The sequence below is a fragment of the Sphingobium sp. GW821-FHT02B05 genome (assembly GCF_059421905.1).
On the sequence record NZ_JBWKVW010000006.1, the window covers coordinates 57329 to 78256 of the forward strand.

Sequence of the window (20928 nt, forward strand, 5' to 3'; positions counted from 1 at the left end):
GATCCAGCACAGGAGGACGCTGACGGTGGCAGCGCTCAAATTCGCCCTGATCCCTATGTTCGCGATCGTGATCGGCGCGCTTATCGCCGGGTGGCGCACGCCCGGCGATAAGCTGGTCTCGGCGATGCAGCATCTCGCGGCCGGCGTGGTGTTCGCCGCCGCTGCGACGGAGATCCTGCCGCTGGTCATGCACGGCGGTTCTCCGACCGCGACGCTGATCGGCGGCGCGCTGGGCGTCGCCGTGATGCTCGGTCTCAAAGCGGCGGAAAGCCGGTTTGAGGGTCCGGTTGCGCTGCTTGCCGCGATAGGGCTCGATCTGGCGATAGATGGCCTGGTCCTCGGCCTCGCGTTCATCGCCGGCGAGAAGGCGGGCACGCTGCTGGCCGTCGCACTGACCCTCGAAGTGTTGTTCCTGGCCCTGACCCTCACCAACGATCTGGCCGGCCGATATCGCAAGGTCAAGGCGATCGGCCTGACCTGCGCGCTGGCGGCGGTGGTGCCGATCGGCGCGCTGATCGCGCAGCCGGTGGCGTTGCTGCCGCCGATTTGGATCACCGGCTTTCTGAGCTTCGGCCTGATGGCGCTGCTCTATCTCGTTACCGAAGAGTTGCTGGTCGAAGCGCACGAGAAGCCGGACTCGCCGCTTATCAGCGCGATGTTCTTTGTCGGCTTTCTCGTTCTCCTGCTGATCGAGGAAATCATGGCATGACGGCAGCACCGGCCGCAAAGTTCTCGGCCGAGCGGCGCACGCTCTGGATCGTGCTGCTGCTCAACGCGGCGATCGCTGCCGGCTTTTTCGTCACGGGGCTGACTGGCGATTCCAGCGCGCTCATCGCCAATGGCGTCGATAACCTCTCCGACACGGCGGTCTATGGGCTGAGCCTCATCGCGCTGAGCCACGGGCGGACATGGAAGACCCGGGCAGCAACCGTGTCGGGCGTCATGCTGCTGATCTTTGCGGGCGGCATCCTGCTCGACGTCGGCCGTCGCTATTTCCAGGGCAGTAATCCGATCGGGCCGACAATGATGGTGATGTCGGCGATCGCCGGCGTCGTGAACTATATCTGTTTGCGTCTGCTGCAACGGCTCAAGCAGCCCGATGTTAATCTGCGCGCGGCGACCACTTTCAGCTTCAACGATTTCATCTCCAACGGCGGCATACTGATCGCGGGAGCGTTGGTGCTTTGGCTGGGAACGAATTGGCCCGATCTATTGGTCGGCCTGGCTACCGCTCTGATCGCGATCAAGGGCGGCATCGAAATCCTGCGCGATGCGCGGGCAGAAACCAAGACCAACGCGGAGACGGCGTGATGACCGAAAAGCTCGAACTCGATATTCCCGTCCTGCTTCCGGAGGTTCCCGACGCGGCCGATGCCTGTGTCGGGCGCCTCGTCTCGACGTTGAGCGCCAAGCCCGGCGTCGAGCGCGCGCACGTCTTGGCCGCCGATGGCGATACGCCGGCAAAGCTGTGCATCCATTTCGATGGCGAAGCGCTGCCGCTGTCACGCGTGCGCGATATGGTGCGGGCGGCAGGCGCCGAGATCAGCGGGCGATACGGCCATGCGACATGGCAGGTCGAAGGGATCGGCCATGAACGCCGCGCCCGTACCGTCGGCGAGACCCTATGCCAGATGCCCGGCGTATTGCAGGCCGATGCCAGCGCCTCGGGCAGCGTCCGCGTCGAATATGATAAAGAACGCGTCGACGAAGGGGCGATCCTCGCGGCACTGGGCAAACTCAAGGTCAAACCGGGCAAGCGGACGGGCTCCGATCATGCTGGACACGATCACGGCGCCGGCGACCATGCCGGGCACGATCATGGGCCGGGCGGCCATGCCGAAGGCGCGGAAAAGCATGGACCGGGCGATGGTCACGATCACGCCCACGCCAATTTCCTCGGCCCCAATACCGAACTGATCTTCGCGCTCGCGTGCGGCGCACTACTGGCGATCGGCTTCGCCGTCGAAAAGCTGGTTGCGGGCGCGCCCGACTGGCTGCCGACCGCCTTCTATGTCGGTGCCTATGTCTTCGGCGGCTTCTTCACGCTGCGCGAGGCGATCGACAACCTGAAGCTCAGGAAATTCGAGATCGATACGCTGATGCTCGTCGCGGCCGCCGGTGCCGCGGCGCTCGGCGCCTTTGCGGAAGGCGCGCTGTTGCTGTTTCTGTTCAGCCTCGGCCATGCGCTCGAGCATTACGCGATGGGGCGGGCCAAGCGCGCGATCGAGGCATTGGCGGAACTCGCGCCCGACAAGGCGACGGTGCGTCGCGACGGACAGACGACGGAAATTCCCGTCGAGGAGCTGGTGGTGGGCGACGTCGTGATCGTGCGTCCGAACGAGCGCCTGCCCGCCGATGGCTTCCTCATCAAGGGGTCGAGCGCGATCAACCAGGCCCCCGTCACCGGTGAGAGCATCCCGGTCGACAAAGAACCTGTCGCCGATGTCGAAGCGGCCCGTGCGAAGCCCAATTCTGTCGAGGGGACCTCGCGGGTGTTCGCCGGGACGATCAATGGCGGCGCGGCGATCGAGATCGAGGTGACGCGACGTTCCAACGAAAGCGCGCTCGCCAAGGTCGTGAAGATGGTGAGCGAAGCGGAAACGCAGAAGTCGCCGACGCAGCGGTTCACCGATCGCTTCGAGCGCGTCTTCGTGCCGGCCGTGCTGGCGCTCTCGTTTATACTCCTGTTCGCGTGGGTCGTGATCGACGAGCCGTTTCGCGACAGCTTCTATCGCGCGATGGCGGTGCTGGTCGCCGCCAGCCCATGCGCCCTGGCGATAGCCACCCCTAGTGCGGTGCTGTCCGGGGTTGCGCGGGCCGCACGCGGCGGCGTGCTGGTGAAGGGCGGCGCGCCGCTCGAAAACCTCGGCTCGCTGAAGGCTATCGCGTTTGACAAGACGGGCACGCTGACCGAGGGGCGGCCCCGGATCACCGACGTCGTGCCCGTCGAGGGGGCGAGCGAAGAGGATCTGTTGGCGCTCGCCGTCGCGGTTGAGGGCTTGAGCGATCATCCGCTGGCACAGGCGATCGTCAAGGATGGACGCGAGCGCCTGGGCGGGCGGGAGCTGCCGACCGCGACCGATCTCAAGAGCCTGACTGGGCGCGGTGTCACCGCGACCGTCGATGGTGAGATGGTGTGGATCGGCAAGGCCGAGATGTTCGGCGTGGAGGGAATCCCCACGCTGAACGCTGCTGCAATGGAGGCGATCGCGACGCTGCGCGACAATGGGCGTACCACGATGGTGGTGCGCAAGGGCGATAAGGACATCGGCGCGATCGGGCTGATGGATACGCCGCGCGAAGCGGCCAAGATCGCGCTCAAGCGGCTGCGCGAGATGGGCATCACCCGGATGATTATGATCTCGGGCGACCACCAGAAGGTGGCTGACGCCATCGCCAAGGATGTCGGGCTCGACGAGGCATGGGGCGACCTGATGCCGGAGGACAAGGTCGCGGCGATCAAGAAGCTTGCCGGCGAAGACAAAGTCGCGATGGTCGGTGATGGCGTCAACGACGCGCCGGCAATGGCGTCGGCGACAGTTGGCATCGCGATGGGTGCTGCGGGCTCGGACGTGGCGCTGGAGACGGCCGATGTCGCGCTGATGGCCGACGATCTTGCCCATCTTCCGTTCGCGGTGGGCCTGAGCCGCCACACCCGCGGCATTATCCGGCAGAATGTGTTCGTGAGCCTCGGGGTCGTCGCGTTCCTCGTGCCAGCGACGATCCTCGGCTTGGGCATCGGCCCGGCGGTGGCGATGCACGAAGGCTCGACGCTATTGGTGGTGTTCAATGCGCTGCGGCTGCTCGCCTACCGCGATCCGGTCAAGCACGCGGCATGACGGCGGATCGCTACGATGCCCTGATCGTCGGCGGCGGACCGGGGGGGCTGACCGCAGCGATCTACCTTGCCCGTTATCACCGCCGCGTCATCGTCGTCGATGAAGGGCACAGCCGTGCGAAATGGATACCACTCTCCCATAATCACGCGGGCTTTCCGGATGGGATCGCAGGGGAAGAATTGCTGCGGCGGATGCGCGAACAGGCGAAACGCTTTGGTGCTACGATCCTGACGGACCGCATCGAGACGGTCGACGGCAAAGCCGATGCCTTCGAAGCGCGAGGGTCCACGATGACGATCGCCGCGCGAACCGTCCTAATCGCAACCGGCGTCGAGAATCGGAGACCTTCGCTGGATGCCGAGACGCACCGCGATGCCCTGCAGCGGGGGGTCCTGCGCTATTGCCCGGTGTGCGACGCCTACGAGGCTACAGGGTTGGCGATCGGGGTGATCGGCGCGAACACGCACGGCGTCGCGGAGGCGCTGTTCCTGCGCACCTTCTCGGACCGGATCACGCTTGTCGCACACGAGACGATCGACCTTGGTGCCGACGATCGCGCGGTGCTCGCGGCAGCCAGGATAGCGGTCGCACCGAGCCCGATGGCTCGGATGGACTTTGCGGGCGATCGGGTTGCGCTCCACCTGACCGACGGCTGCGAACTGCACTTCGACACGGTTTATCCGGCGCTCGGGTCGGACAGTAACAACGCGCTTGCGCGCCAGCTTGGCGTCGAACTGAGCGACGATCGCTGTATCGTCGTCGACACCAAGCAGCGGGCGAGCGTCGCCGGCGTCTATGCGGCGGGCGATATCGTCATGTCGCTCGATCAGATCAGCGTCGCGATGGGCCATGCGGCGATCGCCGCGACCGCCCTCCACAATGATCTGCGTAACCGCGACGGGGAGGGCACCGCGTCGTGAAATGGCTGATCGTATTCGATCTCGACGGGACGCTTGCGGAGAGCAAGCGGCCCTTGTCGGCCGAGATGGCGGCGACGCTCGCCCGCCTGCTGGCCGTGGTCGATGTCGCGGTGATCTCGGGCGGGGACTGGCCGCAATTCGACCGGCAGGTCGCCTCGCGTTTGCCGGTTGACGCCGCGCGCGAGCGGCTGTGGCTGATGCCGACCACTGGCACGAAGCTCTACCGGTTCGTCGACGGTGCGTGGCGCGCGATCTATGCCGAGCTGTTCGACGACGCGGAGAAGGCGAGCATCCGCGCAGCCTTCGAACGTGCGCTGTCGGAAGCGGGGCTTGCCGACGAGCGCATTTGGGGAGAACGAATCGAGGATCGGGGCAGCCAGATTACCTTTTCCGGCCTCGGGCAGGACGCGCCACTGGAAGCAAAAGAGGAATGGGACCCCGATCGCGCCAAGCGGACCGAGATACAGAAGACGCTACGGGCGGCGCTGCCCGGCCTCTCGATCAACCTGGGCGGCACCACGTCGATCGATGTCACCCGCGAAGGGGTCGACAAGGGCTACGGCCTGAAGCGGTTGAGCAAGGAGAGCGGGGTGCCGCTGGCCGGAATGTTGTTTCTCGGCGACGCGATCTACGCAGGTGGCAATGACTTTCCCGCAGCGGAAATAGGCGTGGATACCGTGAAAGTCCGGGATGTTGCCGAGACGGCGGCCGTCGTGTCGGCGATCATTGCCTGCCTCAAGCGCTGAGCGCAGCCGACAGCAGGCGAGACCTAAACGCCGCGGACGTGAATCTGTCCGGAAAATACGAGCGGTATCGTTCATGACTACAAGGAGATAGAGTTTGGAAGCCACCGTCAAGCCAGCGACGCTGCGCCGTTTCGCAGGCTACCTCTGCGTCGCGGTTGCGGCGACCATTCCTGCCATGGCGCTTCGGCTGGGTGGATTGAGACCCGACCCGTTGCTCGATGCCGGGCTGTTCGGGCTGGCGATTCTTGCGGCGGGGTTCATGCTTTCGTGGGGCGCCGAGGCCGCCGAAAAGCAGGTGAGCCAAGGGCTGATCGTTGCAGCGATCGCGCTAGTTACCGTGCTGCCGGAATATGCGGTCGACTTCTATTATGCCTACGCGGCGGGGCAGAATCCCAACTCCAATTACGTTCACTACGCCGCTGCCAACATGACGGGGGCCAATCGGCTCCTCGTTGGTCTCGCCTGGCCGCTAATGGTTGTCATCTACTGGCTGCGCACGCGCAGGCGACAGATCGATCTTGCGCCGGTCAATGCCGCTGAAGTGGTATTCCTGATGATCGGCACGGCTTGGTCGTTCACCATCCTGTTGCGTGACGAAATCGGGTGGATCGACAGCGTGGTGCTCGTGGCTGTCTTCGCAGCCTATGTATGGCGGGTCAGCTACCTGCCCAAGGCAGAGGAAGAGGAAGACGATGACCCGGGTCCTGCCGCCGCGCTCACGAAGCTTGCGCCATCACGGCAATGGCTGGCGATGGCCGGGCTGACGATCGTCGCGGCTACGGTCATCCTGGCCTCTGCCGAGCCGTTCGCGGAATCGATGGTCGAGTCGGGCCGGCTGATCGGGATCGACGAGTTCCTGCTAATCCAGTGGCTCGCCCCGCTCGCGAGCGAAGCCCCGGCCGTGACGATTGCGGTACTGTTCGTGTTGTCGGGCCGCGCCGCCAACGGGCTTGCGACGATGATCTCCGACAAGATCAACCAGTGGACGCTGCTTGTCGGCATGCTGCCCCTCGCGATGAGCCTGGGCGCGGGCGGGTTGATGGCGCTGCCCCTCGACGCGCGTCAGCACGAAGAATTCTTCCTCACCGCTGCTCAGTCGCTGTTCGGTATTGCCCTGCTGCTGCGGTTAAGGCTCGGCTTGTGGGGCGGATTGGCACTGGCGGCGCTGTTCGCGGTGCAGGTCGGGCTGACGCTTGCCTTCCTTGGCAACGAAGAACGGACGATTGCCAGCCTGACGTGGCTGTCGTGGGCGTATCTCGCTCTTGCTGGCGCCGTGTTCGCTGCCAATGCCCGGTCGCTCGGGCATCTGTTCGCGGTCGGGCTGTTCGCCAGCCATCCATCTGTCCATCCCGGGGGCCAGACGACGTCGCCAGATAGCCGCAGCTAACGCTCGGGTCCTTTTTACCTCGATTCTAGCGAATAGGCGGCGACGGTTGGGAATTACGTGCCTCAGTTGACTATGAGGGGGGGCGTAATGCCACTATCAAGACGAATGGAGTTCTAAGTGACAGATTACGAATACGACGTCCTCGTCATCGGTGCCGGGCCAGGCGGTTATGTAGCTGCGATCCGTGCAGCGCAACTGGGGCTTAAGACCGCCTGCGTGGAGAGCCGTGAAACTCTTGGCGGGACATGCCTCAACGTCGGCTGCATCCCATCAAAAGCGCTGCTCCATGCAACCGAACTTTACGAAGTAGCCAAGTCCGGGGCGCTGGCGAAGTTCGGCGTTAACCTCGACGGCATCAGCCTCAACCTTCCACAGATGCATGCCGAAAAGAGCAAGGCGGTCGGCGAGCTGACCAGCGGCATTGCGTTTCTGTTTAAGAAGAACAAGGTTGAATGGCTTAAGGGGCATGCGACCTTCACCGGTAGGGACAGCGTCGAGGTTGCGGGCAAGATGGTCCGCGCGAAGAACATCGTCGTTGCTACAGGATCGTCGGTAACCGCCCTCCCGGGAGTCCCGATCGACGGGGAAGTCATCGTGGATTCGACCGGAGCGCTCGCACTCGCCAAGGTGCCCGAGCATCTCGTAGTCATCGGCGCAGGGGTAATCGGGCTCGAATTGGGATCGGTCTGGAAGCGGCTGGGGGCACGCGTCACGGTGATCGAGTTTCTGGACGAAATCCTCCCCGGCCTCGACGGTGAGGTCCGAAGGGAAGGGCGAAAAATCTTCGCCAAGCAGGGGTTCCAGTTCAAGCTCGGCACGAAAGTCACCGGCGTGGCCCGCAACGGTGACACGGCGACTGTCACCGTCGAGCCCGCTGCGGGTGGTCCGGCCGAAACTATTGCAGCCGACGCCGTGCTGGTCTCGATCGGCCGCCGTCCGAACACCGAGGGGCTTAGTTACGACAAGGCGGGACTGACGCTCAACAACAAAGGTCAGATCGAGGTCGACCACCGTTTTGCAACCCCCATCCCCGGCATCTGGGCGATCGGCGACGTCGTTCCCGGCTTGATGCTGGCCCACAAGGCAATGGACGAGGGGATCGCCGTCGCGGAGAACATCGCCGGCCAGACCGGCATCGTCAATCCTGCGGTGATCCCGAGTGTCGTCTACACGAGCCCGGAGATTGCCAGTGTCGGCATGACCGAGGACGAGGCAGCCAAGCACGGCGAGATCAAGGTCGGCAAGTTCCCCTTTGCCGCCAACAGCCGCGCCAAGACTAACCGCGACACGGATGGTTTCGTGAAAGTCGTCGCGGACGCCAAGACGGACCGCGTGCTTGGCGTCCACATGATCTCATCGCTGGCGGGAACGATGATCGCACAGGCGGCGCAGGCGATGGAGTTTGGCGCCACGAGCGAGGACATTGCCTACACCTGTCATGCACACCCGACGCATTCGGAGGCGCTCAAAGAAGCCGCAATGGGAGTGTTGGGCAAGCCCATACACATATGAGGCAATAGAGTGCTACTCCTTTGCAAGCGGGCGAGGCGCGGATGCCTCGCCCGTTGGTACTCTCCATCGCAAACGGGTGATGGAGCGCAGGTCGAGGGTCGACGCCGTTATGGAGCAGTCCATCGCCATCCGGCCGCTGTACCGCCTCGGCGATCGCCTCCGCGTCAAGATAGTCGTTCTCATTCAACTTGAGGAACGGCTCCACGAACTGAAGCGCCATCAATCGAACGTTGCGCCCCAGCGCTGGCAACTCGCGCGCCAGAAAATGCGCGCCGCATCGCCGCATCACGCTTTATGCCAACGAGGTGCGCGGGCACATCGGCACATCTGCGGCCGGCTGAGCTTCTTTCACTGGATGGCGCCCACCGCGTCGACGGCGATCAGGCGAAGCGAGGTCGTACCTGCGTCGATGCTGATCACTGCTGCTCTCGTCGTGACAGTCCTCTTACGTGAAGGCAGCCAGGATGCTCCCGGCGCTACCGTCCGTAAGAGGGCCGACCATCCCGCAAGTTCTGGCGCCTGAAGGCCTGTGGAGGGAACGAACCCACAACATTTCGATCGTCGAAAAGTCTGAACCGTCCACCTGCTGCCGGACTGACACCAAAATTAATCTCGGCAAACGTAGATCGATGCCGATCCATTTTCATGAAACAATTGTAATGTCCGCTTTAAAACGGTAGCGGGTAACGGTGTCATACCTGCTTCAGCGGACCAGATCGGTGCGCGCTAGCCCTGAGGAGGTGTTGATACGAACCACTGCTGCTGGTTAGTGGCAATCCCATGCTTCGAATCGGCGAATGGGTGGCTCGCTTACCCCTGGGCGGACCAATCATTCCTAGCCGTGGAAGAGACACTTTGCCCCAAGCTGACGCTCCGGCCGCTGGCATTCCCCCCTCTGGCGGTCGGAGTAAATTCAGTGTGGATCGGGTGCCTATGAAACTTCTCCTTATTGAAGATGATAAGGCGACCGCCGGCTACGTTTGCCAAGGCCTGGCCGAGCTCGGGCACGCCTGCGATCTTGCCGATAATGGCATCGACGGTCTTACCGCCGGATTGACCAAGGAGTATGATGCGATCATCCTCGATCGCAATCTGCCCCTTCTCGACGGCCTTTCCGTCCTGCAAGCTCTTCGCGGCCAGGCGCTACGAACGCCCATTCTGATCCTCAGTGCGCTCGGCCAGGTTGATGATCGGATCTGTGGGCTGAACGCCGGTGGAGACGACTATCTGACAAAACCGTTCTCGTTCCACGAGTTGATCGCCCGTCTGAGCGCGATCATCCGGCGAGGAGAGGGATCTACCACCCCGCCACGCGTGAGACGCGTTGCAGACCTCGAACTCGATCTGCTCACGCGGGTCGGTCGGCGCGGCGATCGGCGTATCGAGTTCTCGAACAAGGAGTTTCAGCTGCTCGACTATTTCCTTAGGCATGTCGGACAGGTCATCACACGGACCATGCTGATCGAAGCCGCCTGGGACTACAGCTTCGATCCCGGCACCAACCTCGTCGATGTCCATATCAGCCGCCTACGTGCGAAGCTCGAAGCGGAAGGTGAAGCGCCCTTATTGCACACGGTTCGGGGCGCCGGCTATCGGCTTGATGCCTGTTAGGCCGCCGCGCACATCAGCGGCAACGATGCGTGGCGCGCTGTGGGTCACGCTCGCCGTGCTGCTGGCCACCGTTGCCGCTCTTACGCTGCAATATGTCCGAACCTTCAGCGTTCTCGAAGCCGAGTCGAGACATATGGTCCAGGCCGAGGTAGCCGGCCTGATGGAACGCTACCGCTCGGGCGGGCTTGAGGAGCTCGCGCGGTTCATAGCCCGGCCCCAGCCTTCGGCTGATGCGCGCGACTATATTTATCTGGTTGGAACGGCGGACGGCCGAGTGGTTGCGGGGGATCTTGATCGATGGCCGAGCGGCGCGCAGCGCCAAGGCTGGCAAATCCTCAACATCCCGTTCCGCAGTGGTCCTACGCTGCGCGTGAGGCGGGTCGAGGCAGAGGTGGTGTCGTTGAACTCCGGCAATCGGCTGCTGGTCGGGCACCTTGCCGACGGCCGCGATCAGCTTCGCGCACGTTATCTTGAAACGCTCGGGTGGTCGATCGCCGCGACGGCACTGATCGGACTTGGCCTCGGCTGGTGGATCAGCCGACGTGCGCTGCGGTTTGTCGAACGTGCTGCCGAGACGGGGGCGCGCTTCCTAGCCGGACGGCTGGACGAACGCCTTCCGGTTACAGGACGCGGCGATCAATATGATCACCTCGCGGAGGTGGTGAACGCCTGTTTCGCGGAAGTGGAACGAATGATCGGCAGCTTGCGTGCGGCAACGGATGGGCTGGCGCACGATCTGAAGACACCGCTCACGCGAATGAAGGTCCGGGCGGAGCTCGCGTTGTTGCGGCAGGCCTCGGCAGATGAGCAGTTCCTCGTCGCCACCACACGCGACATCGACGCACTGCTCAAGCTCATCAACGATCTCCTCGTCCTGGCGCGCGTCGATGCACTCACGGCGATCATGCTTGAGCCGCTCGACCTCGCCGATGTGGCGCGTGAAGCGATCGAACTCTACGAGCCCGTTGTCGAGGCGGCCGGCCTCCACCTGATTGCCGACCTTCGTGCGGCGGAGACGCGCGGCGCGCGGGCGTTGCTTGTGCAAGCGGCCTGCAACCTGATCGATAATGCGATGAAACATGCCGCAGGCAGCGACTCGATCACGGTTGTAACGGGCAGCACTGGAGCGAAAGCGGAGATACAGGTTGCCGATCAAGGGCCCGGCATAGCCGCCGATGATCGCATCCGCGCGACGGAACGGCTCGTCCGGTTGGATGCAAGTCGATCCACCGAAGGCAGCGGGCTAGGGCTGTCGATCGTAGCTGCCATCGCGCGAGCCCATGGCGGTGTGGTCGCGCTTGATGACAACGATCCCGGATTGATCGTGTCGATACGCCTGCCGTCGCGCGCGGTGCTGACGCACCGGCCATGATCAGCGGCAGCAGTTTCCGCCCTTTGCTGCTCCGGCCCTCGAGCGCTCCTTGCTGGGTACCAGGCACCACGACCGGGTCCGGCTCGACCACAGCTCATCCGAACAGCAGCTTAGGCGGCCGCGTCGGCGCGTCCGCCCGTCTCTGCAAACGTGGCCCAGAACAGCGTACCGCAGCGTCGTTTAAGCTCGACCTGAATCGGCAATTACAAATATGTTACCCGCCTCCCACTTGGTGCCTCTCCTGATCAGGTGGGGCATAGTCCCCCAATTATGGGGCGTTCGATGTCGGCTCTGATCATCCTGCTCGCCGTGTTGCTCTCCGCCGCAGGGCGGCTGGAGGCAGGCGTGGACGCTGTTCCCACCGCGACGTCGGCCAAGACGGATCAGGACCTGCCGCGTCGGCATCGGACCGGCGATGGCGCCATTGTCGAATTCAATGGCGGGACGATCGACATCAGCTTCAAGCCCGTTGCAGGCAGCACCCGAGCAGTCCTGCGCTTCCGATGCGCAACCGAACGTTGTGGCAGGGATTTCCGTGACCCCTTGCTCCTGGTTCCGATAACGAACGCTCCTCACCTGCGCATCAAATTTCGCTCGGTCGAGGGTGACCTTATATCGACCACCGCGCTTTCGCGAGTGCCCCACGGAAGCATGCTGTCCTTCTCGCTGTCCGGTCGGCGTCGTACGCTGCAGATGCGATGATCCTACAACCAGATGGTCCTCCTGTGCGGCCCAACCCCGTCAGCTACCGCCGTCACCCAGCATGCGGGCGCGAGCGCTACGGACGGCGCCCGCTGGCCGCGACGGGTGCCGGCTCGTCGTGCTGTTGAGTTCAGATGGTTCTTGCTGATGACAATCGGCGTCGCTGCGCTGCTTGCGCTGGAAACTCTGGCATCGCTCGGTGCCTATCCTGCCTTTCGCGACACAATGCGACGGTGGTTGCCGAGGGTCTCGAACTGGGCTCGTCATATATGACCGCGGGAACGGCGGCCTCCTGCTCGGTCGTGCTCACGCGAAGAGACGCCGTGCCGGCCGTTCGACTAATCCAGGCCCGATGCATCTGCCATCGAAGTCGGCGCATCGGCTGCAAGCGTTCGACGCGAAGGAAATTCAGTAGATTACGTATTTGTAACTGGCGGGGCATGGGGATGCATCAATGGCGCGGTAGTTCAGTCGAGCGGTTCAAGCGGAAGGGTATAGACATCAGCATTTGTCTCCTCTTGCCTCCACCGCAGCAACGGCAGCCTTCGCGCGAGTTTGCGAAGTGTCCCCTTAGGAACAAGGAAGTAGAATGAGTAATAACAGCCATACAGGCGCAGCTGATCACCACGACCGGGCGGCAAAGTCTCATCGCGCCGCTGCCGAGCACCAGAAGCGCGGTAATCACGCAGAGGCTGCAAAGCATGCGGAAGAGGCCCACGGCCATTCGTCCACCGCGCATGCCGAGTCAGGCTCCGCGCGAGGAAGCGGCAAGCGATCCAAGTAGGCCAGCCCCGCCGACGGCTCCCATCGGCGGGCGGAGCATGGACTATCGCCGAACACTGGTCATCGCCGATCTCGCAACAAGTTGCGGGCGGAACGAGTGCTTTGTCCGCTGAGGCGGATCCTCACGATGACATATTGGAGACTGGTTGTGGAAAAAACTTTAATGGTCCCGTTGACGGCCGCATTCCTGACGTTGGCCGTTCAACCCGCCCAAGCGCAGATGACAACCAGCTTTCGAGGGTTCCGGGCCGAAGGGCAGGTGGGTCTGGATCGCTTTCAGTCTCAGGGCACCCACCGCAACAAGCTCGGTTATGGTGGCGCCGGCGGCTTCGACGGGGTCATCAACGACCGCTTCGTCGTTGGTGCCGAAGGAAGCTATTGGCGAGGGAACAAGTGGAGCGAGAATTGTTCATCAGGCACGGTCGGCGGCACGATTTGCACCAAGTCGTTCGAGGAGCTCGGCGCAGCCGCGCGCGTGGGCGTGTTGGTGAGGCCGAACATCCTGGCCTATGCCTCTGGAGGTTACGTCAACAATGAGCAGTGTAAGCGTTTCTCGGCACCGCGCGGTCAGACATCCTTCTACGACCATTACCGCACGGACGGCTACCAGGCCGGCGGAGGCGTCGAATACGCACTCACCGACAGATACTACGTCAACGCGGCTTACAAATATTCTCGATACAGTGACCACACCGCCCGCCAGCGCGCGATGATGGGGTTTGGAGTACGATTCAATCCCTGAGCGTCAGTCGGCAGGTATCGAAGTGGCGACTTCCTTTATAACGGACCGCCTTGCTCCAGCCTGCTGTCGGCAAGCCAGACCGCCAGGCAGATGGCGATGCCGATAGCGGCCCCGTGCGACCCCGCCATCGAAGGTTGTTTAAGCAGCTCACCGGCGACCCATCAGCTCGGGGATGCTTGACGACAGGCTCGAACAATAGGTGAGGTCCCTTCCTGATCTCCAGGACGCCAGCATAACCCACAGCGGGGCAGATACCACATTTTAGCGCAGAATCCTCGCCCAAGATCTTCTCCCGCCAGAACCATGGGAGCCGCGTCGCAAAGGCTTCGCGATCTCGCCGGAATGGGGATGCCGAGTTCGAGGCGGCCGCATCCATACCCGCCTTTAAGCGCACCAGGAGCAGATTTGGAACTTCACGAGAGCCGTGCGGAGGAGTTGGAAGGCGGGGGTGCTGTCGACCAGCAGACGCTAGTCGCTTGGCATGATGAGAGCCTCGGTGCGATGCCGCGACAGGCAGTGCCTGTAGGCTTTGCCCGCGTCGCCCCTGTCGCGCCCTCAAGCCATTCTCTAACGGCGCTTTCGGCAGCGGAGCTGAGGTTCGGGCACCAGCTGGTCGAATGCGGACCTGGCTTGCGTGCCTATGGTCGATCCCTGTCAGGTGGTCAGGACCCGGCCGAGGATCTCGTCCAGGAAACCATGCTGAGAGCGTGGAAGGCACGTGCGTCTTTTGAGCCCGGCAGCAATCTGCAAGCCTGGACACGCGCGATCCTGCGTAACGTGTTTCTAAGTGGCCGGCGACGCAGCCGGTTCGTGGGCGAATGGGACGATCGGATCGCCGATCGCAAACTCGTCTCGGCAGCTACGCAGCAGGAACAGATCGAGCTGACCGATGTGGCGCGCGCGCTGGACCGACTGCCAGAAGAACAGCGGGAGGCGGTCTTGCTGTCCGGCGTGGAGGGCCTGTCGATAGAAGAAATCGCGGTTGCCACCGGCGTCGCGGCCGGCACCGTTAAGAGTAGGATCGGGCGAGGGCGTGCGGCGTTGAAGAGTCTGTTGGCTCACGAAAGCGCGCTTGGAACCCGGATAGCTGCCGCGCAGGCTGGGACGTCACCGTCGTCAACCGAGTGCGATGCCATCGCATTGCAGCGCTCTGCCGCAGCCCGAGTCAAGCGGCGACGAACGCTGCTTGCCAGACGCGCTTTGGGCATGACTTTGATCGGCTGACGAGTTCGCGCGGACTGCGCGAAGAGCCGCGATGCGTTATCCGAGCTGTGCCCAGGATGTGTATGTAGGGGCCAGGTACACGCTCAGCTCGGCGCACCAGCTCCGAGGATGGACGACCGACAAGAACGTGCACGGCGAATATGGGAGGAGGAGATCGGGCGTGCAACGAGACTCATCCGCGCTGCTCGCTCTTGCCGTCGTGGTGGTGCTCGTCGTTGCCGCCTTAGGGTGGATGAGGCCAACAGCCCCTGCGGCGATCAGGTGCGAGCTTCATTCCTCGAACACTGGCGGGCGCGCAAAGCGGTGGCAGCGGGGGGCCGGCCTCCGATGACGGCGCACCAGCCCGCAGCATAACGGGATAGATGCGCGCAAGGCTGCACCGTAAATTGTCAAGTTCGGAAGCAACACGCCCCGCCTCACGCCGGCGGCGGATTTAAGCCTAAGGGCGATCAGCGCCCGCGCGCGAAGCGTCCGATGAGCTTTGGCAGAATGCGGGGGGCAGCGAGGAAAGCGAGGATGCCGATCGCCCAGACGACGATAATGAGCGGTTTCAGGATTGCTTTCAGGAAGATAGCGGCCTGGCCGAGAAAGCCGCTGGCGTTGATGTTCTGCGCTACGTCCGCTGCCTCCTTGCCGACCCCTGTCGCAAGGCCCTTACCGCTATCAAGCACGAAACCGGCATTGGCCGCTACCCAGTTGAGTACCGGATCGACCAGCGCGTAGGCGGTCCAGGCGAGTAGTGACCAGACCACTAGTCCGGTAAGCACAAATAACGACGAGATCGACCGCGAAACTCTCTCTTCGGGGTACTGGCCTAGTGGTGTGCCCGTCCGTCCCTCGTAGGGGAAACCCTGCTCGCCGGGATCAACCCTTTGCGGGCGACCATAGCGCCTGTGTCCGCCCATGTGGGTCTCTCCGTGGTTGGTGGCTAACATCCCTCACCTCAGGTCGGGTCTGATAGAAAGCCGAATGGCGCATGAACGAACTCTCGGGAATTGTTGGAACTGTGACGAGGTTGAAGGGCCGGCAAAGAACCAAAACGAAGGCCAAGTTCAGTGGTGAATTGCCTGCGCAGGACCCACGCTGAGAGTAGCAGAAGCCGGGCGGCATTCCACGCCGAGCCCGTTCGGTGCGATTGAGCGAAGCGATCATCGGCTGTTTGAAGCAGCTCGAGGGTAGCAACTTCGTCACAGATGAGCTGATCCGAGTATCGGATATTGGACCTGTGAGGACAATTGCGCCATGGCGTGATCTGCTTGAAGAAGTCGTCGAGCGGAACCGCCAGCATGGCGCCTCCGAGAGGAGCCAGCCGCTCGTGAAGTACGGGAAGTGTGGCCAATCTCTCCGCGCGGCGCATCTTCCACCGTCGCAGAGTGTCGAGAACGAGCCTCTCGGCTGAGCCGAGTTTGTCCAGACCGCGGCGGCCGCATACGGATATCTGAATCACGGTCCGCCTTTCGAGTGCGTTGTTGATAGTTCAAAAACCGACGCTCTCTTGCGAGAGGCCTGCTTTCTTCGGCACTAGGTGAAGGCTGGCGACAACCCATCTCCGGTTTGAAAGGGGCTCAACATCATCCCGGCTTCCCGGCTTCGAGAGTATGACTGGGAAGCCTCACGCCAATATGCAGCGGCGATTACATCCTTGTCATGTTCGGGAGCTAGAACATGCGTCGGGCGCGGGGCGGCACCTTCCTCCGACCGAAGAGGCGCCTGCTGCGACGAGCCCCCACCTCTCGTCAGCGCTTCAGCACGAGCCGGATGAATGGACGCTGGCGCCTAGAATTGTGGCGCTCGCGGCCGAGATGGCGAGCAGCCAATGCAATACGGCGGAGCCAGTCAGTGCGGGTCGTCAGGCGCGAGATATCCTTCGGCACCGCGCTTGCCCCGGAACACCGAGTATGCTCATACCGTATAGGCGAGGATCATCGGGATCATCACAGCCGGGCCGATAAGCATGAAGTTCTGGCTCGCTCGCGGTGCCGCCCAGATCGTCACCCCACCCGGAATCACGTCGGGCCAGAGCGGGATGGCGAGCCCCGATGAAGCCACCGTCCGAAGCTTGCCGCTGCGCTCGGCGTCCCGGATGATGAAGAGGGTAGCCCTGTCCCTTACCGACTGGCCGGGTTCATGAACTCCGCCTTGCCGAGGATTTCGCTGCCGGTCTGCTCGATTGCCCGCCGGAGCCTGATCGGCGGCGTGTTGCCGAGCGCGTCGATTTCGTCGCGGTATATGGTCTAAGTTATATCGTCTCGCGGCCATTGTCGCGGTTTTAAGGGCGGTTCGTGCTAGCCTTGAACCGAAGGTCCGAGGTGCTCCATAGCCTCGGCATTCTGCGTCTCGGGGCAGTCGCCGCACAGGCGGTTGGCCGGCACCGTGATGTCGATCCGCTTCGGATAGGGCAGGTCGAGGGCGGTCATGATGTCGATAAACTGTTCGAGCGTCTTGCCGCCACCCAACCGCGGGTTACGCTCGCACTCCTGAGCCACCGTCGTGACATGGCGGTGCTGGTAGTCGTGCGCCGGGTAGACGAGCGTGTCGCAGGGAAGCGTGAATATTTTCTCGTGGATCGACCGGTAAAGCGCCCCCGCATCACCGTTCTGGAAGTCCGTGCGGCCACAGCCGTCGATCAGGAGGGCATCACCGGTGAACACGCGGCGCGAGCCGGGCAGATCGATAAGGTAGCTGTGGTGCGCGTCGGTGTGGCCCGGCGTGAAAAGGGGCTGGAAGGTGAGGCTGCCGACGCCAAGCGGGTTGGCCTCACTGACGCCAACGTCCGCACATGGAAGGCCATCCATCTCCGGATATGCGACCCTTGGTCCGGTCAGGCTGAGTAGCCGGCACGCCGACGTGACATGGTCCGCATGGATGTGCGTTTCCAGCGTATATTCGAGCGTTAGTCCCAGCTCCTGCAGGACGGCAAGATCGCGATCGACGGTTTCGAGAACCGGGTCGAGCAGCACCGCTTTTCCTGTGTCGCGGCAGCCGATCAGGTAAGTATAGGTCGAGGATTCTGGCTCGAAGAGCTGCCGAAAGATCATCGCTCTGTCCGTTGGCCGGACTCTGCTTCTCGCCCTTCGGGCAACCCGGCAGCAGCTTCTCCGCGGGGTCCATCCGGCTCGGCCGCTGCTGACGCCCGTAGGACTTCGACACGCTCAAGATAGGCTTCCGCGAGCTTGTAGTGCGCAGCCGTAACCTCGGGGGTCACAGACCGTTGCGCCATCTCGAGCTCCTTTTCGGCGCGGCGTTGAAGGTAATCGAGATCATCATCATCATCAGACATGTCCACCTCCCTCGGGATTGATCGGCTCACCGCGCCAGCTACTCGACAGCATAAACCTTCGTGCCCCCGGCGCCGAAGCTCAGCACCTTGAACGGCGCGGTCTTCGGCCCCGACATACCAGGAGATCCCGACGGCATGCCGGGCAGAGCGATCCCGCGGATGGCGGGCTTCTCCTTCAGCATCCGCTGCACCGCTGCTACAGGCACATGCCCTTCCACGGCATAGCCGCCCACCATCGTCGTATGACAGCCTTGAAGCGCGCCGGGCACTCCAGCGCGCGCTTTGAAAGCGGCGAGATCCTCGATCGAAACCACTTTCACGTTCAGCCCTGCACTGCGCAGCGCCGCGGCGTGGCCGTCGCAGCACGCGCAACCGGGATTCTTGTACATCACGGCATTCGCCCGACCGGCTGCCCCTGCCGTAGCCGGGGAGGTGAAGGCAGCGCCGAGCAGGACCAGCGCGGTTACTTGCTTCAACATCGATAAAGTTCCTTTGTTTGCAGACTATGTCTCAATCCAACGCCACCGCCACGGCGGGACTGCCGGACCTGAACTGTGGCCAGGCCTGGCGAAGCACCCGGATCGCAGAGCGGAAGAACAAACCGGCGATGACCGCGCCCACGAGAATGTCTGGCCAGGCCGCGCCGGTTGCGTAGACGCCGCCGGCAGCGAGAAGGACTCCGGTGTTGGCGATGACGTCATTGCGCGAACACTCGAACGTGCTGGACAGGTTCACGTCGCGGTGACGGAAGCGGTAGAGCAGCGCGAGGCAAGTAAGGTTGGCAATGAGCGCGATCAGTCCAAACAGAACCATCGTCCCGGCGGCGGGGGTCACGCCGTTGACCAGCTTCGACGCCGCTTCGATCATGACCCATATCCCGAAAGCAGCAATAATCCCGCCCTTCGCGACCGCGGCGCCGGCACGCCAACGCAGGCTGCGTTTAAGGGCGTAGAGGCTCAGTATGTAGACCAGCGCATCTCCCAGCATGTCGACCGAGTCGGCCATAAGCGCGGTGGAGTTCGACAGCAGGCCGGCCGTGAACTCAGCAACAAACATCACCAGATTGATCGCGAGGACCACCTGGAGCACGCGCTTCACGCCCAAATGGGCGCTCAGGGCGGCTATTTCCTGCTCCTTGGCCGAGCAGCAGTCGTCACCCATCACGTGCGCTCCTCTGTCAGGGCCGGGTTGAGGCTCGTGAGACGCAGCATCGTTGCCCCGACCGGAAGAGCTGCCTGAGCAGCAGTCATCGCCATCGCGCGGTGCTACAACGCGCGCCGTCGTCGGCGCGAGAGGGGCCGTGGAGCGCTCTAACGAGATCATCAGCGCCGTATCGCTTTTCTCGCGACCCGGGCCGCCAGCATCGCCGCAGCACTCCTTCATAGCCAGCTCTCCGCATTCACAAACACAGGCTCGTGACTATCTATAGGGCCTCTAGCTGCTATAGGTTCAAGGGCATGGGTAAAATCTTCTCGATCGGAGCGTTGGCCACTCTCACCGGGTGCAAGGTGGTGACCATCCGCTATTATGAGCAGATCGGGATGCTGCCCGAGCCTGGCCGCAGCGCGGGTGGACACCGAGTCTATGACCGCCATCATCTCGAGCGTCTCAGGTTCATCCGGAAGGCGCGCGAGCTCGGCTTTCCGCTCGAGACCGTGCGAGGGCTTCTCGCCCTTTCGGAGCGATCGAACGATGCCCCCTGTGCGGAGGTGGACAGGATGGCCGCCACCCGCCTCCGCGAGGTCCGAGCCAAGATCACAGACCTCAGGGCGCTCGAAGCCACGCTCGAGCGTCTCCTCAAACAGTGCGGGCACACCACCGTCGATGAGTGCCGCATCCTCGACGCATTTCGAGGCGAGCCCGTGGACGCGGGGGTTTGATTAGGCAGTGGCTTCTGCGACGCGGCGACCGCCTGCACTGAATCCTGGGGCTGCGGGGTGACACGCAAATAGGGCTTCAGGGTCTGCCAGCCCTTCGGAATTTCTCGTGGGCCTCATCATCGCTGAGCGAGGGGACGATGATGACGTCCTCTCTCTGCCGCCAGTTCACCGGCGTCGCGACGCTGTGTTTGGCGGTCAGCTGAAGGGAGTCGATGACGCGCAGAATCTCTTCGAAGTTGCGGCCCGTGCTCGCCGGATAGATGATGCTGAGCTTGTCCGGCTATCGGAGCTTCAGCGCATTAGGTCATTTGACGCCACCCCAGCGGTGGCGGTCACGGACCTGAAATATTCAAAAGTGCCAGTTCCCTTGACGGTGAGGGTCACACGATTGCGAGAGAAGTTCCGGAAGAGGACGCCGTATAGTGCGCCATGGTCTGCGCTGAAGCGATCTTTCCCTGTGTTCGACAGCCCGGAAGCCAGCACGGTCAATCTTCGGTGTCCTGTTTCCAACTGATGATTAAATGCAACTTCCGGACCGTTGGTGGCCCACGAGAGATTCAGCCCATCGCCTGCGTCCAGATAGGCGTTGACTGCTTGCGATCCCCCGGGTGGAATCACTAGCGTTAAAACCACTGTTCGCTGCGAATGTTCAGCGGGCATTGTATGTAAGCTTCTCAATACCAGCAGAGTTACAGCTACACTAATTATGATAACGACGAGTCCAGTCATTGTCAAAATTGACTTAGTACTGTGCCCATCTTTAGCAATCGGCATCCCATATGCTCCGCATTTAGCGTAAGATGTTCTGTAGTATGGCCTTAGTTTCTCCATGACTCGTCGCTGTATTCGCCAACTGTCGGTCCGTTTCACTTTAAGCGTCTTTAAGGAATTTGAGCCCTTGGTCGCGCCGACGGCGGTCGCCAGCCCGAC

The 20928-nt window shown here is 62.8% G+C and carries 21 protein-coding genes and 1 pseudogene; 14 read left to right on the forward strand and 8 right to left on the reverse strand.

What is annotated here, in order from left to right; genetic code table 11:
- The first annotated feature begins 25 nt into the window (after positions 1-25).
- From AC07UX_RS16460 to AC07UX_RS16520, 13 genes are all read left to right on the forward strand, one after another.
- Positions 26-709, forward strand: a complete 684-nt coding sequence (locus tag AC07UX_RS16460; protein ID WP_495193067.1) for a ZIP family metal transporter — start codon at positions 26-28, stop codon at positions 707-709.
- Complete coding sequence (locus AC07UX_RS16465; RefSeq protein WP_495193068.1) at positions 706-1311, forward strand: cation diffusion facilitator family transporter; 606 nt, start codon at positions 706-708, stop codon at positions 1309-1311. The genes AC07UX_RS16460 and AC07UX_RS16465 overlap by 4 nt, the downstream gene beginning before the upstream one ends.
- Positions 1311-3839, forward strand: a complete 2529-nt coding sequence (locus AC07UX_RS16470; protein WP_495193069.1) for a heavy metal translocating P-type ATPase — start codon at positions 1311-1313, stop codon at positions 3837-3839. Before AC07UX_RS16465 ends, AC07UX_RS16470 begins: the two co-directional genes overlap by 1 nt.
- Positions 3836-4759 carry an NAD(P)/FAD-dependent oxidoreductase gene (locus tag AC07UX_RS16475; protein ID WP_495193070.1) on the forward strand — a complete coding sequence of 308 codons (924 nt, stop codon included), beginning with the start codon at positions 3836-3838 and terminating at the stop codon, positions 4757-4759. Before AC07UX_RS16470 ends, AC07UX_RS16475 begins: the two co-directional genes overlap by 4 nt.
- On the forward strand, positions 4756-5505 hold the full coding sequence (locus AC07UX_RS16480; protein WP_495193071.1) for an HAD-IIB family hydrolase: 750 nt from the start codon (positions 4756-4758) through the stop codon (positions 5503-5505). Before AC07UX_RS16475 ends, AC07UX_RS16480 begins: the two co-directional genes overlap by 4 nt.
- Before the next feature lie 94 nt (positions 5506-5599).
- Positions 5600-6892: a calcium:cation antiporter family protein gene (locus tag AC07UX_RS16485; protein WP_495193072.1), complete on the forward strand. Its 1293-nt coding sequence runs from the start codon at positions 5600-5602 to the stop codon at positions 6890-6892.
- Between the two features lie 117 nt (positions 6893-7009).
- Positions 7010-8404: a dihydrolipoyl dehydrogenase gene (lpdA, locus tag AC07UX_RS16490; RefSeq protein ID WP_495193073.1), complete on the forward strand. Its 1395-nt coding sequence runs from the start codon at positions 7010-7012 to the stop codon at positions 8402-8404.
- Positions 8405-8513: 109 nt separating this feature from the next.
- A complete protein-coding gene (locus tag AC07UX_RS16495) occupies positions 8514-8927 on the forward strand; it encodes a hypothetical protein (RefSeq protein WP_495193074.1) in 414 nt (137 codons plus the stop codon).
- 410 nt (positions 8928-9337) lie between these two features.
- Positions 9338-10015 (forward strand): winged helix-turn-helix domain-containing protein, encoded by a 678-nt coding sequence (locus AC07UX_RS16500; protein ID WP_495193075.1) that lies wholly within the window; start codon positions 9338-9340, stop codon positions 10013-10015.
- A gap of 25 nt (positions 10016-10040) precedes the next feature.
- A complete protein-coding gene (locus AC07UX_RS16505; protein ID WP_495193076.1) occupies positions 10041-11387 on the forward strand; it encodes a sensor histidine kinase in 1347 nt (448 codons plus the stop codon).
- 270 nt (positions 11388-11657) lie between these two features.
- Complete coding sequence (locus AC07UX_RS16510) at positions 11658-12089, forward strand: hypothetical protein (protein WP_495193077.1); 432 nt, start codon at positions 11658-11660, stop codon at positions 12087-12089.
- 946 nt (positions 12090-13035) lie between these two features.
- Entirely contained in the window at positions 13036-13614 is a 579-nt protein-coding gene (locus AC07UX_RS16515; RefSeq protein WP_495193133.1) for an outer membrane protein, read from the forward strand.
- A gap of 405 nt (positions 13615-14019) precedes the next feature.
- Positions 14020-14838, forward strand: a complete 819-nt coding sequence (locus AC07UX_RS16520) for a sigma-70 family RNA polymerase sigma factor (protein WP_495193078.1) — start codon at positions 14020-14022, stop codon at positions 14836-14838.
- A 449-nt stretch (positions 14839-15287) separates the two neighbouring features.
- On the opposite strand, the gene AC07UX_RS16525 is transcribed toward AC07UX_RS16520, so the two are convergent.
- The 7 genes from AC07UX_RS16525 to AC07UX_RS16555 all read right to left on the reverse strand — a co-directional run bounded on the left by AC07UX_RS16525 (position 15288) and on the right by AC07UX_RS16555 (position 19279).
- Positions 15288-15605: a hypothetical protein gene (locus tag AC07UX_RS16525; protein WP_495193079.1), complete on the reverse strand. Its 318-nt coding sequence runs from the start codon at positions 15603-15605 to the stop codon at positions 15288-15290.
- 176 nt (positions 15606-15781) lie between these two features.
- Positions 15782-16126, reverse strand: coding sequence for a hypothetical protein (locus AC07UX_RS16530; protein WP_495193080.1), 345 nt, complete (start codon positions 16124-16126; stop codon positions 15782-15784).
- 614 nt (positions 16127-16740) lie between these two features.
- Positions 16741-16887: a hypothetical protein gene (locus tag AC07UX_RS16535; RefSeq protein ID WP_495193081.1), complete on the reverse strand. Its 147-nt coding sequence runs from the start codon at positions 16885-16887 to the stop codon at positions 16741-16743.
- A 236-nt stretch (positions 16888-17123) separates the two neighbouring features.
- On the reverse strand, positions 17124-17876 hold the full coding sequence (locus AC07UX_RS16540; RefSeq protein ID WP_495193082.1) for an MBL fold metallo-hydrolase: 753 nt from the start codon (positions 17874-17876) through the stop codon (positions 17124-17126).
- Complete coding sequence (locus AC07UX_RS16545) at positions 17873-18118, reverse strand: hypothetical protein (RefSeq protein ID WP_495193083.1); 246 nt, start codon at positions 18116-18118, stop codon at positions 17873-17875. The genes AC07UX_RS16540 and AC07UX_RS16545 overlap by 4 nt, the downstream gene beginning before the upstream one ends.
- A gap of 38 nt (positions 18119-18156) precedes the next feature.
- Complete coding sequence (locus AC07UX_RS16550) at positions 18157-18597, reverse strand: DUF411 domain-containing protein (protein WP_495193084.1); 441 nt, start codon at positions 18595-18597, stop codon at positions 18157-18159.
- 31 nt (positions 18598-18628) lie between these two features.
- Positions 18629-19279 carry a cation diffusion facilitator family transporter gene (locus tag AC07UX_RS16555; RefSeq protein WP_495193085.1) on the reverse strand — a complete coding sequence of 217 codons (651 nt, stop codon included), beginning with the start codon at positions 19277-19279 and terminating at the stop codon, positions 18629-18631.
- Between the two features lie 296 nt (positions 19280-19575).
- Between AC07UX_RS16555 and AC07UX_RS16560 the strand changes: the two genes are divergently transcribed.
- Entirely contained in the window at positions 19576-19998 is a 423-nt protein-coding gene (locus AC07UX_RS16560; protein WP_495193086.1) for a MerR family transcriptional regulator, read from the forward strand.
- A 47-nt stretch (positions 19999-20045) separates the two neighbouring features.
- Here the strand turns inward: AC07UX_RS16560 and AC07UX_RS16565 are convergent.
- Positions 20046-20272 (reverse strand): annotated as a pseudogene (locus AC07UX_RS16565) (thioredoxin domain-containing protein); the annotation flags it as partial.
- Positions 20273-20928: the final 656 nt, after the last annotated feature.

What these genes read in the sequence shown, in the direction of transcription:
- AC07UX_RS16510 (WP_495193077.1), top strand. Translation starts at nt 11,658, where the DNA reads ATGGGGCGTTCGATGTCGGCTCTGATCATCCTGCTCGCCGTGTTGCTC.
- AC07UX_RS16550 (WP_495193084.1), bottom strand. Translation starts at nt 18,597, where the DNA reads ATGTTGAAGCAAGTAACCGCGCTGGTCCTGCTCGGCGCTGCCTTCACC.
- AC07UX_RS16555 (WP_495193085.1), bottom strand. Translation starts at nt 19,279, where the DNA reads ATGGGTGACGACTGCTGCTCGGCCAAGGAGCAGGAAATAGCCGCCCTG.
- AC07UX_RS16500 (WP_495193075.1), top strand. Translation starts at nt 9,338, where the DNA reads ATGAAACTTCTCCTTATTGAAGATGATAAGGCGACCGCCGGCTACGTT.
- AC07UX_RS16495 (WP_495193074.1), top strand. Translation starts at nt 8,514, where the DNA reads ATGGAGCAGTCCATCGCCATCCGGCCGCTGTACCGCCTCGGCGATCGC.
- AC07UX_RS16505 (WP_495193076.1), top strand. Translation starts at nt 10,041, where the DNA reads ATGCGTGGCGCGCTGTGGGTCACGCTCGCCGTGCTGCTGGCCACCGTT.
- AC07UX_RS16545 (WP_495193083.1), bottom strand. Translation starts at nt 18,118, where the DNA reads ATGTCTGATGATGATGATGATCTCGATTACCTTCAACGCCGCGCCGAA.
- AC07UX_RS16470 (WP_495193069.1), top strand. Translation starts at nt 1,311, where the DNA reads ATGACCGAAAAGCTCGAACTCGATATTCCCGTCCTGCTTCCGGAGGTT.
- AC07UX_RS16515 (WP_495193133.1), top strand. Translation starts at nt 13,036, where the DNA reads ATGGTCCCGTTGACGGCCGCATTCCTGACGTTGGCCGTTCAACCCGCC.
- AC07UX_RS16475 (WP_495193070.1), top strand. Translation starts at nt 3,836, where the DNA reads ATGACGGCGGATCGCTACGATGCCCTGATCGTCGGCGGCGGACCGGGG.
- AC07UX_RS16465 (WP_495193068.1), top strand. Translation starts at nt 706, where the DNA reads ATGACGGCAGCACCGGCCGCAAAGTTCTCGGCCGAGCGGCGCACGCTC.
- AC07UX_RS16560 (WP_495193086.1), top strand. Translation starts at nt 19,576, where the DNA reads ATGGGTAAAATCTTCTCGATCGGAGCGTTGGCCACTCTCACCGGGTGC.
- AC07UX_RS16530 (WP_495193080.1), bottom strand. Translation starts at nt 16,126, where the DNA reads ATGCTGGCGGTTCCGCTCGACGACTTCTTCAAGCAGATCACGCCATGG.
- AC07UX_RS16540 (WP_495193082.1), bottom strand. Translation starts at nt 17,876, where the DNA reads ATGATCTTTCGGCAGCTCTTCGAGCCAGAATCCTCGACCTATACTTAC.